The sequence below is a fragment of the Nonomuraea antimicrobica genome (genome assembly GCF_039536965.1).
GTDB lineage: Bacteria > Actinomycetota > Actinomycetes > Streptosporangiales > Streptosporangiaceae > Nonomuraea > Nonomuraea antimicrobica.
In genome coordinates this window covers 1-13,650 of record NZ_BAAAZP010000105.1, presented here as the reverse complement: position 1 = coordinate 13,650, position 13,650 = coordinate 1, and the positions used below count along the sequence as shown (strand labels likewise).

Below are 13,650 nucleotides of genomic sequence, written 5' to 3'. Positions count from 1 at the left end.
CGGGCGGGCCCGCCGCGCGACCTGACCGGCGTGCCACCGCCCGCTCGCCGCACGACCTGACCGGCCCCCACCGCCACCGGGACCGGCACCGCCACCGCCGCGGCTACCGGGAGTAGTACTCCACCACGAGCTGCTCGTCCACGGGGATGGCGATCCCCCCGCGCTCCGGCCGGCGGGTCAGCGTGAAGCGCAGGTCCGGCAGCTCGACCGACAGGTACACCGCCGTCCGCTCGTCGGCGTGGACGCCCTCGGCCGCGGCCACGAAGGGCTGCATCCGGCGGGAGCGCTCGCGTACCGTCACCACCTGGCCGGGCTTGACCAGGTAGCTGGGGATGTCCACCTTGCGGCCGTCGACGGCGATGTGGCCGTGGTTGACGTACTGCCGGGCGGCGTAGATCGACGGGGCCAGGCCGGCGCGCAGCACGAGGGAGGCCAGGCGGCTCTCCAGGATCGTGACCAGCTCGGCGCCGGAGGCGCCCGACTTGCGTACGGCGAGGTCCCAGTAGCGGCGGAGCTGCCGCTCCGACACGTCGTAGTACCAGCGCAGCTTCTGCTTCTCCATCAGCCGCAGCCCGTAGTCGCCGGTGTTGCGGCGGTTGGTCTTGCGGCCGTGCTCGCCCGGCGGGTACGGGCGCTGCTCGAAGTAGCGAACGGCTTTCCTGGTCAGCGGGACGCCCGCGCGACGCGACAGTCGCACCTTCGGGCCGGTGTAGCGCACGTTCACCTCGATGTGATTAGGTAATCCTTACTTAGGCAAGCCTAACCTACCATTGCCGTCGTCCTCAAGGAGGCGCCCATGTTGCCGATCCCCGAGCGGGTCCGCACCCTCGCCGCGACCGCCGACGTCGCCAAGCTCTCCGTCGACGGCGCCCCCTCCCCCGCTCGGGGCGGGGTGGACCCGCGCGGGCGGCCCGTGCTGCTGGTACGTCCCGGCGAGGCGCTGCACGGCCTGCGCGAGGACGCCGTCGTGGCGGTGAACCTGACGGCGATGCGGCAACTGGGCTCCGTGACGCACCCGCGAGGGCTGATCGAGGTGCAGGGCTGGGCGGAGGCCGTACCGGAGGCCGAGGCGCGCTCGGCGGCGGTGGCGGTGGCCGCGCACTGCGCGGACGAGAGCCTGTTCGAGGCGCTGGAACGGTTCGGCCGGCCGGACGCGCCCCGGCTGCTGCGGCTCGACGTGGGACAGGTCGTGTACCTGACGGGACAGGAGTCGGGGCTCCTGGACGCCGACGACTACCTGACGGCGGCGCCCGACCCGCTGACGGACACGGCCGAACGGGTGCTGGCCCACGTGAACGCCTCGCACCGCCCGCAGCTCGCGGCGGGGGTGGCGCGGCAGCTCGGGGAGCGGGCCGACGAGGTGTGGCTGTGGGAGCTGGACCGGTTCGGGGCGACCGTACGGGTGGACGAGTCGCTCGTGCGCTTCCCGTGGCCGACGCCCGCGCGTTCGAGCCTGTGCCTGGAGACGGCGCTGCGCGGGCTGCTGTGCGCCTGCTGAGCCCGCGGCCGCGCGCCGCCGGTCAGGCGTCGTTCCGCGGGACGCGCGAGCGGGCCATCCCGTCGAGGAGGTAGCCGAGGCCCTCGTCGAACGTGGTGTCCCACTCGTGGTCGAGGCCGTGCTCGGCGAGGGCGGGATAGCGGCCGGCGTGCTCGTCCAGGAACGCCCCCGTGCCCGTCTCGTCGCGACCCTCCCAGGTCACCTGCATGATGACCGAGCCCATCACATAGTTGGACAGACTGTACGCCGCCGCCTTCGGCGCACCGAACCCGGCGGCCGTCAGCGTCTGGTAGAGGAACTCCGTGCGCTCCAGCGCGTTCGGCCCCAGGAGCGGCCGGTCGAGGAGCGTGGCCGACCACGGGTGCCGGAGCAGGGCCGCGCGCCAGCCGCGCATGAGCCCGCGCACCCGCACCCGCCAGTCGTCCCCCGGCCCGCCCGCGTCCGTCTCGCCGCGCGGCACGCGGACCTCCTGGAAGATCGCGTCGAGGGCCAGATCCAGGACGTCGTCCTTGGTCTTGACGTGCCAGTAGAGCGTGGTCGAGCCCGTGCCGAGGCGTTCGGCCAGCCGGCGCATGGTCAGGCGGCCGACGCCCTCCTCGTCGAGCAGCGCCAGCGCCTCCTCGACGATCCGGTCGAGCGTCAGCGTCTGCCTGGGCGCCCGCTGGGGGCGCGACCACACGGTGTCCACCCCGGAATAATACGTTGTACGGATGACCGGATCGATGGTCTAGTAAGTAGAACGTTGGTCGAGGGGGAGGGCTGCCATGGGACACGTCGACGTGAGCGGGGTGACGTACCTGCTGCCGGACGGGCGGCCGTTGCTGCTGGAGGTGTCGTTCAAGGTGGGCGAGGGCGCCAAGGCCGCGCTGGTGGGGCCGAACGGCGCGGGCAAGAGCACGCTGCTGCGCCTGATCGCCGGCGAGCTGACGCCGATGGACGGGCGGATCGTGGTCGGGGGCGGGATCGGGGTGATGCGGCAGTTCCTCGGCGAGGGCACCGTGCGCGACCTGCTCATCAACGTGGCCCCGCGCCGGGCCCGCGAGGCGCTCACGGAGCTGGAGCGGGCCGAGGCGGCACTGGCCGCGTGCGACGACGAGCCGCACCAGCTCGGCTACGCCCAGGCCATCGCCGACTACGCCGACGCGGGCGGCTACGAGCTGGAGGTCGTCTGGGACGTGTGCGCCACCGAGGCGCTGGGCCTGCCGTACGAGCGGATCAAGGACAGGAGCCTGGCCACGCTGTCGGGCGGTGAGCAGAAGCGGCTCATGCTGGAGGCGCTGCTGCGCGGCCCCGACGAGGTGCTGCTGCTCGACGAGCCCGACAACTACCTCGACGTCCGCGCCAAGCAGTGGCTCGAACGCGCGATCAGGGCCTCGGGCAAGGCCGTGCTGCTCGTCTCGCACGACCGGCGACTGCTGGCCGAGGCCGCCGATCGCATCGTCACCGTCGAGGGGCGGGGCGTGTGGGTGCACGGCGGCGGGTTCGCGAGCTACGCCGAGGCGCGCAGGCAGCGCAAGGAGCGACTGGAGGAGCGGCGGCAGCGCTGGGAGGAGGAGCGGGCCCGGCTGCGGCGGCTGGTGCACACGCTGCGGCAGCGCTCGGCCGGCAACGACGCGCTGGCGGGGGCGTACCAGTCGGCGGTGACGCGGCTGGAGCGCTTCGAGCGGGCGGGGCCGCCGGAACGCGCGCCGAAGGAGCAGAACGTCCGCATGCGGCTGCGCGGCGGGCGCACCGGCAAGCGAGCGGTCGTCTGCGCGGACCTGGAGCTGACCGGGCTGCTGCGGCCGTTCTCCACCGAGATCTGGTACGGCGAGCGCGTCGGCGTGCTCGGCATGAACGGCACCGGCAAGTCGCACTTCCTGCGCCTGCTGGCCGGCGAGCCGATCGCGCACCGGGGCCTGGCCCGCCTGGGCGCCCGGGTCTCCCCCGGCCGGTTCGCCCAGACGCATCTGCGGCCCGACCTGCACGGGAGGCTCACGGCCGAGGTGGTGATGCGCGAGCACGCGATGACCCGCAACGAGGCGATGGCGGCGCTGGCCCGCTACGAGCTGGCCCCGGCGGGCGGGCAGTCGTTCGAGACGCTGTCGGGCGGGCAGCAGGCGAGGTTGCAGATCCTGCTGCTGGAGCTGTCGGGGGCGACGCTGCTGCTGCTCGACGAGCCGACCGACAACCTCGACCTGGCCAGCGCGGAGGCGTTGCAGCGAGGGCTCGGCGGGTTCGAGGGGACGGTGCTGGCCGTCACGCACGACCGGTGGTTCGCCGACGACCTCGACCGGTATCTGATCTTCGGCGCTGACGGGGTGGTGCGGGAGAGCGGCGAACCCCGCTGGGACCTCTAACCCGCCCGGGTCGAGGCGGGGCGGCTCAGGGGGGTGAGCGTCATGCTCTCGGCCACGGCGTCGTCCACGGCCTCGGGTGACAGCACGTGGTCCAGCACCATCACCGCGCACCCGCTGATGCCCGCCCCGGCCCTCAGGCGGCTCGGCTCGATGCGCAGGCGCCGGGTCGCCAGGGCCGTGGAGCGACGGTAGACGACCTCGCGGATGCTCGACACGAGCGGCCCGAACGCCTCCGCCACGTCGCCGCCCAGGACGACCACCGACGGGTTGAGGATGTTGACCGCCCCGGCCAGCACCTCCCCGATCCGCCGGCCGGCCTCGCGCACGGTGGCCATCGTCTCGGCGTCGCCCGCCCGCACCAGCGCCGTCACGTCGCCGATGGTCTTGACGTCCTTGCCGAGCGCCCGCAGGTCGCGCAGCAGCGCGGTGCCGCTGGCGACCGAGTCGACGCAGTCGAGGTTGCCGCAGCGGCACAGCACGCCGCCCCCGTCGAGCACGGGGATGTGCCCGATCTCGCCCGCCGCCCCGAGCGCGCCGCGCAGGATGCCGCCACCGGCGATCACCCCCGCGCCGATGCGCGTGGAGATCTTCACGAACATCAGGTCGTCCAGGTCGGGGTAGGCGCCCCGGTGCTCGCCGATGGCCAGCACGTTGACGTCGTTGTCCACGAGCACCGGCACGGGGAAGCGCTCGTGGATGCGCGGGGGGATCACCACGCCGGTCCAGGAGGCCATGACGCGGGCGCTCTCCGTACGGCCCTGGGCGAACTCGACCGTGGCCGGCACGCCCATCCCGACACCCCTGATCATCGAGCGCGGCCGGTCGCCGAGCAGCTCGTCCCAGGTGTCCATGAGCAGGGGCAGCACGACGTCGGGCCCCTCCTCCACGTCCATCGTGAACTCGCGGCCGGCCAGCTCGCTCCCGGCCAGGTCGCACACGGCGACCCGGGTGCGGCTGGCGCCGAGCGCCGCGACCAGCACCACGCCGCCCGCGGCGTTGAACTCCAACCGGACCGGCGGCCGCCCGCCCGTGGAAGGGGCGTCGGTGCGCTCCACGACCAGGCCGCGCTCCAGCAGCTCGCCGACGCGCAACTGCACCGCGGGGCGCGACAGGCCGGTCACCCGGCCGAGGTCGGCCCGCGTCACGGCCTCTCCGGTGCGGATGAGGCGGAGCACCTCGCCACTCGTGGCGAGCGCGGCGGCGGTACGTCGTGGCATCGGCCAAGTGAACCACACGGGGTTACGTAATGAAAAGTCGAGACTTTTTTATCTCGCGTGCCAAAACTCCGCTTGTACAGGACCCAAACTCTCGATAGTGTCCGTTCTGTCCTTGCTTGGTAGATCATCGGAGCCCCTCACCGTGTCCACCGCGCCCGCCGCGCCCGCCGCATCCGCCACCTCCACCGCGCCCGCCGAGCCCGTCGCGCCCGCCGCATCCGCCGCGGCCCCCGCCGTCCGCCACCGCGCCGACCTCGTCGTGCTCGGCGGCACCGGCGACCTGTCCATGCGCAAGCTGATCCCGGCGCTGTACCACAGCGACCGGGAGGGCCGGCTCGCGCCGGAGACCCGCGTCATCGCCATGTCCCGGGGCGGGCTGACCGACGCCGACTTCCGCGGCAAGGTGGACGCCGAGGTACGCGGCCAGGTCCCGGTCGACGACCCGGCCGTGTGGCAGCGCTTCCTGGAGCGCCTGCACCACGTCTCGGTGGACGTCGGAGGCGAGAACCGGTCCGGCTGGAGCGCCCTGACCCGGCTCCTGGCGGGGCACGAGCAGCGCGACCGGGTCTTCTACCTGGCCAGCCCGCCCAGGACGTTCGGCCCCTTCTGCCGCGAGCTGCAGGACGCCGGCCTGGTGACCCCGCGCTCGCGGGTGGTGCTGGAGAAGCCGCTCGGCCACGACCTGCCCAGCGCGCAGCGCATCAACGACGAGGTCGGAGCCATCTTCGACGAGCGCCAGATCTTCCGGATCGACCACTACCTGGGCAAGGAGACCGTCCAGAACCTGCTGGTCCTGCGCTTCGCCAACGCCTTCCTGGAGCCGATCTGGAACTCCCTGTGGATCGACCACGTCCAGATCACCGCCGCCGAGACCGTCGGCACGCCGGGCCGGCGCGGCTACTACGACCACGCGGGCGCGCTGCGCGACATGGTGCAGAACCATCTGCTCCAGCTCCTGACGCTGACCGCGATGGAGCCGCCGGCCCGCAACGACCGCGAGGCCATCCGCGACGAGAAGGTCAAGGTGCTCCAGGCGCTGCGCCCGATCTCCGGCGGCGAGGTCGGCCGGTTCACCGTGCGCGGCCAGTACACCGCGGCCGGCGACATGCCGGGCTACCTCGACGAGCCCGCCTCCACGGCGCCCACCGAGGCGTCGCGGCGGGTGGAGACGTTCACCGCGATCCGGGCCGAGGTCAAGAACTGGCGGTGGGCGGGGGTGCCGTTCTACCTGCGTACGGGCAAGCGGATGCCGTACCGGCGCTCGGAGATCGTGGTGCAGTTCAAGGACGTGCCGCACTCCATCTACCCCGGCGGCACGCCGAACCGGCTCGTACTGCGGCTGCAGCCCGAGGAGGGCATCGAGCTGCACATCATGGCCAAGGAGCCGGGCGCGGGCGAGGTGTCGCTGAAGCCGGTGCCGCTGTCGCTGAGCTTCGGCAAGACGTTCACGGCGCGGGTGCCGGAGGCGTACGAGCGGCTGCTGACCGACGTGCTGGCCGGGAACCCGACGCTGTTCATGCGCCGTGACGAGGTCGAGGCGGCCTGGCGCTGGATCGACCCGATCCTGGACGCCTGGTCGGCCGATCCCGCCCTGCCCGAGCCCTACCCCGCAGGTACCACCGGCCCCGCCGGAGCCCACGAACTGCTCGGCCGCAGCGGTCGCGCGTGGCACGAGGAGGAACTGTGAACCCCGTCATCCAGGAGATCACCGACCGCATCGCCGAGCGGAGCGCTGACAGCCGGGCCACCTACCTGACGCGGATCCGTCGCGACGGCGAGGCCGCCAGGGCCAAGGGTCCCGCCCGCGCCCACCTCGGCTGCGCGAACCTCGCGCACGGCTTCGCGGGCGCCCCGGCGGAGGACAAGCTGGCGCTGCGCGCCGCCGCCAAGCCCGGCGTGGCCATCGTGACCAGCTACAACGACATGCTGTCCGCACACCAGCCGTACGAGACGTACCCGCGGGAGCTGAAGGCGGCCGTGCGCGCGGCCGGGGGCGTGGCGCAGGTGGCGGGCGGCGTGCCCGCAATGTGCGACGGCATCACGCAGGGCCGGGCCGGCATGGAGCTGTCGCTCTACAGCCGGGACGTGATCGCCATGGCCGCCGCGATCGCGCTGTCGCACGACATGTTCGACTCCTCCCTGCTGCTGGGCGTGTGCGACAAGATCGTGCCTGGGCTGTTCATCGGGGCGCTGCACTTCGGGCACCTGCCCGCGATCTTCGTACCGGCCGGGCCGATGACCTCGGGCCTGCCGAACAAGGTCAAGGCGCGCACCCGGCAGCTCTTCGCCGAGGGCAAGGTCGGCAGGGCCGAGCTGCTCGACGCCGAGGCCAAGTCGTACCACTCCCCCGGCACCTGCACCTTCTACGGCACCGCGAACTCCAACCAGGCGCTCATGGAGGTCATGGGCCTGCACCTGCCCGGCTCGACGTTCGTCAACCCGCACACCGAGCTGCGCCACGCCCTCACCGAGGCGGCCGGCCGCCGGGCGGTGGAGATCACCGCGCACGGCGCGGAGTACACACCGATCGGCGAGCTGGTCGACGAGCGGTCGATCGTGAACGCCTGCGTCGCGCTGCTGGCCACCGGCGGCTCCACGAACCACACGCTGCACCTGGTGGCCATGGCCGCCGCCGCGGGCATCGTACTGACCTGGGACGACCTCGCCTGCCTGTCGCGGGTCGTGCCGTCGCTGACCAAGATCTACCCCAACGGCCAGGCGGACGTGAACCACTTCCGCGACGCCGGCGGCATGCAGGTGCTCATCGGCGACCTGCTCGACGAGGGGCTGCTGCACGACGACGTCATGACGGTGGCCGGCCCCGGCCTCGGCCGCTACCGGCAGGCGCCGGAGCTGGTGGACGGCGAGCTGGTCTGGGCGCCCGTCACCGACGGCAGCCAGGACCTGGACGTGCTGCGGCCGGTCTCCGCGCCGTTCTCGGCCGACGGCGGCATCCACATGCTCGAAGGCAACCTCGGCCGCGCGGTCAGCAAGATCTCGGCGGTCAAGCCCGAGCACCTGGTGATCGAGGCTCCGGCCAAGGTCTTCGACGACCAACTCGACCTGCTGAAGGCGTTCGAGGCGGGCGAACTGGACGGGCAGGACTTCGTCGCGGTCATCCGCTACCAGGGCCCGAGCGCGAACGGCATGCCGGAGCTGCACAAGCTCACGCCGCCGCTGGCCGTGCTGCTCGACAGGGGGCAGCGGGTGGCGATCGTCACCGACGGCCGCATGTCGGGCGCGTCCGGCAAGGTTCCCGCGGCCATCCACCTGTCGCCCGAGGCCGCCGACGGCGGGCCGATCGCGCTGGTCCGCGAGGGCGACGTGATCAGGCTCGACTCGGCGGCGGGCACCCTGGAGCTGCTGGTGCCCGCCGAGGTGCTGGCCCGGCGCTCCCCCGAGGGCCGCCCGCTGAGCGACGCGCAGTGGGTCGGCACCGGCCGCGAGCTGTTCGCCACCTTCCGCAGGATGGCCGGGCACGCCGAGCAGGGCGCGGGCATCTTCGGGGTGAGCGGCGCCGAGTCGCCGGACCACGGCCCCGGGCTGGGGTTCCCCGCGCAGGCCGGCGCCTCGCACCTGGAGACGGGCACGCCGGTCGGCGCGCGGCCCGCCGGGCTCGTCCGGTGAGCGGACCTCGGGCACGACGGTGTCACTTCGGCGCTCACCTTCGGGGCTCACTTCTGTGCTCACTACAGTGCTCAGTACGGTGCCCGGCACGGTGCCCGGCGTCCGTCCGGAGGTATGCGTGAGTGCCTTTGACCTTCCCTGGCTCGTCGCCGACATCGGGGGGACCAACGCCCGGTTCGGCCTGGTCACCTCGCTCGGAGCGCCCCCGTCCCACGTCGCGGTGCTGGCCGGAGCCGACTACGCGACCCTCCCCGAGGCCGTGGCCGCCTATCTCGCCGAACACGCGGGCGGTGTGCGGCCGGGGGCGGCCTGCCTGGCGCTGGCCGGTCCCGTCGACGGCGACGACTACCGGCTGACGAACTCCGTGTGGGCCGGCTCCGTACGCGAGCTGGGCATCCCGTACGCCCGGCTGCTCAACGACTTCGAGGCGCTGGCCGTGTCGCTGCCCCACCTGGAGGGCGGCGACCTGGTGTCCCTGGGCGGGCCCGCGCCCGCGCACGGGGTCAAGGCGGTGCTCGGGCCGGGCACCGGGCTCGGCGTGGGCGGGCTGGTGCCGGTCGAGGACGGCTGGACCCCGATCCCCGGCGAGGGCGGGCACGTGACGGTGCCGGTCGTCGAGCCGCGGGAGTTCGAGGTCGTCCGGGCGCTGCGGGAGCAGGGGCTCGCGCACGTGGTGGCCGAGCACGTGCTGTCGGGGCCCGGCCTGGTGCGGCTGCACCGGGCGCTGGCCCTGGTGAACGGCGTCGGCGCCCCCGACCTGAGCGCCTCCGACATCGTGGCGCGGGTCGACGACTCGTTGTGCGCGGAGACGGTCGAGGTGTTCTGCGGGATGCTGGGGGGCTTCGCCGGGAACGTGGCGCTGACCCTGGGCGCCCGTGGAGGGGTGTACCTGGCCGGCGGAGTGCTGCCCCGTATCGTGGAACGCGTGCGCACCAGTGGCTTCCGTACGCGGTTCGAGTCCAATCCCGACATGGCCGCCTACCTCGCGGGGATCGGCACCGTGCTGATCGTCGCGCCGCAGCCGGGCATGACGGGCGCGGCCGCCTGGCTGAGCCGGCGCGCCCGCAGGGAGCTGGTGGGCTGAGCGCGGCGTGCGCGGCCGTGCCGAGCACGAGGACGGCCGCGCGACGTGACCACCCCGTGTGACGACACGGCCTCGCGACGAGGCCGACGATGCGGCCTCGCAGAGGGCCGATGAGGAGAAGGAATCCATGAGCTTGCTCGATCTCGCCCCAGTGATCCCCGTCGTGGTGATCGAGGACGCCTCGACGGCCGTCCCGCTGGCCCGGGCGCTGGTGGCCGGGGGCCTGCCGGTCATCGAGGTCACCCTGCGCACCCCGGCCGCGCGTGAGGCCATCGCCAGGATCGCCGACGAGGTGCCCGAGGCCGTGGTGGGCGCGGGCACGATCCGGACGACCGACGACATCGCGGGGTCCGTCGCCGCCGGGGCCAGGTTCCTGGTCTCGCCGGGCACGACGCTGTCGCTGGTCGAGGCGCTCGACTCCAGCGGGGTCCCGTACCTGCCGGGGGTGGCCACCGTGTCCGAGGCGATGGCGCTGGCCGAGCGGGGTATCAAGGAGCTGAAGTTCTTCCCCGCCGAGGCGGCGGGCGGCGTGCCGTACCTGAAGTCGCTGGCCGGGCCGCTGCCCGACCTGCGCTTCTGCCCGACCGGCGGCATCCGCGTGAACACCGCCCCCGACTACCTGGCGCTGCCGAACGTGGGCTGTGTCGGCGGCACCTGGCTCACCCCGGCCGACGCGCTGGCCGCGGGCGACTGGGGGCGCGTGGAGAAGCTCGCAGCCGAGGCCGCGGCCCTGCGCTGACCCGGGAGAGAGCGATCTCCGCGCACACGGAGATCACGGCTCCTCACTGAGCGTGTATCACCACGCGGCAGCCGGGTACGCCAGGACATGTAAAACCGCAGCCCCGGGAAGCCCCTTTCGCTCCTCGGAGAGCGAAAGGGACATTGATGCCGACGGAAACGGTCAGTCAAGCACAGCCCCTGGCGGACGAGCGCCCCGCGTCCCAGCCGGGCAGCCTCGAGCGCGGGATCGACCTCCTTCTCGCGCTCAGCGCCGCCTCGCGCCCGGTCACGCTGTCGCAGCTCTGCCGCGCCACCGGCCTGCCCAAGTCCACCGCGCACCGGATCCTGGGCGTGCTGTGCTCGCGCGAGCTGGCCCGGCGGGTGGGCAACGGCTACCTGCCGGGCGAGCTGGTGGAGTCGATGGCGGGCATCTCCAGGGTCCGCGTCCCCGGCACGCGCAAGGCGGTGCTCCCGTACCTGCTCTACCTGTACGAGACCACCAGGCAGACGGTGAACCTGGCCGTCCCCTCGGGCATGGAGGCCCGCTACGTCGAGCGCCTGTACGGCCACAACCGGGTCGGCTCGCGCTCCGACGGGCACGACCGGGCGCCGCTGCACTGCACGGCGACCGGCAAGGCGCTGCTGGCCTTCGACCCGAGGCTGCGCCAGGAACTGCTGGCGCGCGGCACGTTCGAGCGGATGACGCGCCGTACGATCACCAGCCTGGCCGGGCTGGAGCGCGAGCTGGCCCAGGTCCGCAGGCACGGCATCGCCTACTCCCAGGAGGAGTACACCGAGGGCGTGGCCTGCGTGGCCGCGCCCGTCTTCGGTCCTGGCGGGCGCATCTGCATGTCGCTCGGCGTGGCCGCGCCCGCCCATCAGGCGCCACTGGCCAAGCTGGGCATCTCCGTACGCGGCGCCGCCCAGGCCATCTCGGCCATGCTCCTCGGCGTCTGACCGCGTTCCGATCATCGGAACACCGACCGATCTTGAGACCGGAAGTGTTCCATTGGCCGAAACCCCCGATTGCGGGCGCGCCTCCCGGGACGATCACATCGAGGCATGAACGTCCCGTCCGCCGCGGGGACCCGAGCGTGGGCGGCCGGATCCCGGGAGGTCGTACGTGCCCAGAAGACTGCCCAGGGCCACCCTGATGGAGAGCCTGCGCCTGACGGGGGTCCTCGTGCCACCGGGCGCCGCGCACGCGGCGTACGGCCGCGACCCGCTGCGCTCCCGTACGCTGCTGGCCGCCCTCGAATCCCGCTACGGCGGCCGGCCCGTGCTGGTGCGCGGGCTGCGCGGCCCGGTCCTGCTGATCCTGTCCAAGCGCGACGCCCTGCGGGTGCTGAGCGAGGACGACGACGCCTACGGCCCGGTGCTCTGCGAGCGCCCCTTCGACCTGTCCGCGGACGTGCTGCGCCCGCGCTTCATCGCGATCGCCACGGCCGAGGCCGAGCAGGTGACCAGCGGCGTGCTGGACCACGCCCGCCTGAACTCCTGCTGGCAGCGCGTGGCCAGGCGCTGCGTCTACGGCGACGGCGCGGCCCGCGACGAGGAGCTGACCCGGCTGCTCGAGGGGGTCATGCGGGCCGGCCGGTGGCGGGCCAGGCGGCGCCAGGAGATCCTGTCGGGCCGCTACGACGCCCGCATCATCGACCACCTGCGCAGGGCCGAGCCGGGCAGCCTGGCCGGGCTGATCGCGGAGACACCGGAGCCCGAGTCGCGCGGGCTCATGCAGGCGGCGTTCTGGCTCATGGGGCTGGGCTCGACCGCGGCGGGGCTGACGCAGACCCTGGCGCTGCTGGCCGCCCACCCGCCCCACCGCAAGTCGGCCCGCGCCGACCCCGACTACCTGCGGGCCTGCCTGCGCGAGGGTCTGCGCCTGTGGCCGCCGGTGCCGGCCCTGTCGCGGGTCACGACCGCCGAGACCGAGTGGTACGGCGTCACCCTGCCCGCGGGCAGCACCGTGCTCGTGCCGGTCGCCGCCCACCAGCGCAGCCCGCGCCTGCCGTACGCGAACACGTTCGCCCCCGAGATCTGGCTGGACGGGACCGCCGCCGACGAGTGGTGGGCCCGGCCGGGCTGTGACGGCGTGAACCTCACCCTCGCGGTCGGCACCGCCTTCCTGGCGGCCGTCCTGCGCACGGCCCGGCCCAAGCCGGTCGGGCGGCTGCTGTCGCCGCACCGTCCGCTGCCCCAGGCGATCGATCTGACCCGGCTGCGCGTGTCGATGCGCCCCCTGCGGCGCGACCCTGCTCAGGGCTAGTGGCCTACGGGCAGGCCCTTCCTCCGTTAGAGTCTTGGGGTACAAACGGGATGCCGGGCGGCGGAACGGTTCGGGTGCCAGAGGGACGAACCGGCGGGAGGAACGGTTCGGGTTGAGACGGGATGACGACGGCGAGAGGACGGCGACGTTGGGGCGCTCCGCAGGCACTCCTCTCCAGCCGGATGACCCGCCGGCGATCGGCCCCTACGAGTTGGCCAGCCGTCTCGGCTCCGGCGGCATGGGGGTGGTCTACCTCGCCAAGGGCGCCGACGGCTCGCGGGTGGCGCTCAAGGCGATCCGGCGCGACTTCACCGCCGACCCCGTCTACCGGGCGCGCTTCCACGAAGAGGTGTCCAACGCGCGCAAGGTGGCCTCGTTCTGCACGGCGCGGGTGCTCGACCACGGCGAGGACCACGGCGTCCTCTACCTCGTCACCGAGTACATCGACGGCATCTCCCTGGAGGACCACCTCATCGAGCACGGCGCGCTGTCGCCGTCGGTGCTGCACTCGGCGGCCGTGGGCGTGGCCGCCGCGCTGACCGCGATCCACGCGGCGGGCCTGGTGCACCGCGACCTCAAGCCGGCCAACGTGATGCTGACGCTGGCGGGGCCGCGGGTGATCGACTTCGGGCTGGCGCGCTCGACGCACGTCGACTCCCGGCACACCAACGCCGGCATGGTGATGGGCACCCCTGGCTGGATCGCTCCCGAGCAGGTCTTCGAGGGGCGGACGAGCCCGGCCGGCGACGTGTTCGCGTGGGGGTCGCTGATCGCGTACGCGGGGCTGGGCGGGCATCCGTTCGGCGAGGGCGACGCGTACGTGATGGCGGCCAGGGCCCGGCAGGCGCCGCCCGACCTGCGAGGGCTGCCCGCGCCGCTCGACCGGCTGGTCGCGACGG

The 13,650-nt window shown here is 73.5% G+C and carries 12 protein-coding genes; 9 read left to right on the top strand and 3 right to left on the bottom strand.

Annotated features, from left to right (window positions below):
* Positions 1-103: 103 nt before the first annotated feature.
* A complete protein-coding gene (gene rpsD, locus ABD844_RS30540) occupies positions 104-718 on the bottom strand; it encodes a 30S ribosomal protein S4 (protein ID WP_344885822.1) in 615 nt (204 codons plus the stop codon).
* Between the two features lie 78 nt (positions 719-796).
* On the opposite strand from rpsD, the gene ABD844_RS30535 reads away from it, so the two are divergent.
* On the top strand, positions 797-1,498 hold the full coding sequence (locus tag ABD844_RS30535; RefSeq protein ID WP_344885816.1) for a DUF2470 domain-containing protein: 702 nt from the start codon (positions 797-799) through the stop codon (positions 1,496-1,498).
* Positions 1,499-1,520: 22 nt separating this feature from the next.
* Here the strand turns inward: ABD844_RS30535 and ABD844_RS30530 are convergent, their stop codons facing one another.
* On the bottom strand, positions 1,521-2,186 hold the full coding sequence (locus ABD844_RS30530; protein ID WP_344885813.1) for a TetR/AcrR family transcriptional regulator: 666 nt from the start codon (positions 2,184-2,186) through the stop codon (positions 1,521-1,523).
* Between the two features lie 76 nt (positions 2,187-2,262).
* Between ABD844_RS30530 and ABD844_RS30525 the strand changes: the two genes are divergently transcribed.
* Complete coding sequence (locus ABD844_RS30525) at positions 2,263-3,837, top strand: ATP-binding cassette domain-containing protein (protein WP_344885810.1); 1,575 nt, start codon at positions 2,263-2,265, stop codon at positions 3,835-3,837.
* Here ABD844_RS30525 and ABD844_RS30520 read toward each other — a convergent pair.
* Entirely contained in the window at positions 3,834-5,054 is a 1,221-nt protein-coding gene (locus tag ABD844_RS30520; protein ID WP_344885807.1) for an ROK family transcriptional regulator, read from the bottom strand. The genes ABD844_RS30525 and ABD844_RS30520 overlap by 4 nt on opposite strands.
* A gap of 259 nt (positions 5,055-5,313) precedes the next feature.
* Here ABD844_RS30520 and zwf point away from each other — a divergent pair, with 259 nt between their 5' ends.
* The 7 genes from zwf to ABD844_RS30485 all read left to right on the top strand — a co-directional run.
* Entirely contained in the window at positions 5,314-6,741 is a 1,428-nt protein-coding gene (gene zwf / locus ABD844_RS30515) for a glucose-6-phosphate dehydrogenase (protein WP_344885819.1), read from the top strand.
* Positions 6,738-8,681 (top strand): phosphogluconate dehydratase, encoded by a 1,944-nt coding sequence (gene edd, locus ABD844_RS30510; RefSeq protein ID WP_344885804.1) that lies wholly within the window; start codon positions 6,738-6,740, stop codon positions 8,679-8,681. The genes zwf and edd overlap by 4 nt, the downstream gene beginning before the upstream one ends.
* 118 nt (positions 8,682-8,799) lie before the next feature.
* Entirely contained in the window at positions 8,800-9,765 is a 966-nt protein-coding gene (glk, locus tag ABD844_RS30505; protein WP_344885801.1) for a glucokinase, read from the top strand.
* 58 nt (positions 9,766-9,823) lie between these two features.
* On the top strand, positions 9,824-10,504 hold the full coding sequence (gene eda, locus ABD844_RS30500; RefSeq protein WP_425568693.1) for a bifunctional 4-hydroxy-2-oxoglutarate aldolase/2-dehydro-3-deoxy-phosphogluconate aldolase: 681 nt from the start codon (positions 9,824-9,826) through the stop codon (positions 10,502-10,504).
* Positions 10,505-10,650: 146 nt separating this feature from the next.
* Positions 10,651-11,442 carry an IclR family transcriptional regulator gene (locus ABD844_RS30495; protein WP_344885795.1) on the top strand — a complete coding sequence of 264 codons (792 nt, stop codon included), beginning with the start codon at positions 10,651-10,653 and terminating at the stop codon, positions 11,440-11,442.
* A gap of 166 nt (positions 11,443-11,608) precedes the next feature.
* Positions 11,609-12,751 carry a cytochrome P450 gene (locus tag ABD844_RS30490; protein WP_344885792.1) on the top strand — a complete coding sequence of 381 codons (1,143 nt, stop codon included), beginning with the start codon at positions 11,609-11,611 and terminating at the stop codon, positions 12,749-12,751.
* A 148-nt stretch (positions 12,752-12,899) separates the two neighbouring features.
* The coding region (locus tag ABD844_RS30485; RefSeq protein WP_344885789.1) for a serine/threonine-protein kinase at positions 12,900-13,650 on the top strand (751 nt) is incomplete at its 3' end.

Excerpts from the sequence above, each read along its gene's own strand:
- ABD844_RS30535 (WP_344885816.1), top strand. The coding sequence starts at position 797 with ATGTTGCCGATCCCCGAGCGGGTCCGCACCCTCGCCGCGACCGCCGAC.
- ABD844_RS30525 (WP_344885810.1), top strand. The coding sequence starts at position 2,263 with ATGGGACACGTCGACGTGAGCGGGGTGACGTACCTGCTGCCGGACGGG.
- ABD844_RS30520 (WP_344885807.1), bottom strand. The coding sequence starts at position 5,054 with ATGCCACGACGTACCGCCGCCGCGCTCGCCACGAGTGGCGAGGTGCTC.
- ABD844_RS30495 (WP_344885795.1), top strand. The coding sequence starts at position 10,651 with ATGCCGACGGAAACGGTCAGTCAAGCACAGCCCCTGGCGGACGAGCGC.